The organism is Monashia sp. HAY1-5C (assembly GCF_056755255.1).
Genome location: NZ_JBPGXG010000870.1, coordinates 1 through 230, shown reverse-complemented (window position 1 = coordinate 230; position 230 = coordinate 1). Strand labels below are relative to the sequence as shown.

The following is a 230-nucleotide window of genomic DNA, read 5'->3' as shown; positions in this document are numbered from 1 at the left end:
GTCCTGACCAAGGAGGCCAAGAAGCGTCGCGCGGCCGCCGAGGCGTACTCCAGCGCCGGCCGCAGCGAGCTGGCCGCGAAGGAGGAGGCCGAGCTGCCGGGGCAGGTAGGTCTCGAGGACGGCGAGCTCGAGGGCATCGTCCGCGAGGCCGTCTCGGCGTCGGGCGCCACGGGGATGCAGCAGATGCTGTCTCTTATACACATCTCCGAGCCCACGAGACGGAGCTACAT

1 protein-coding gene is annotated in these 230 nt (G+C 69.6%); it reads left to right on the top strand.

Going from position 1 to position 230, the window contains the following annotated elements:
• Positions 1-230, top strand: a 230-nt coding sequence (locus tag ACR9ZK_RS23805) for a GatB/YqeY domain-containing protein (RefSeq protein ID WP_481344368.1), incomplete at both ends; no start/stop codon positions are given.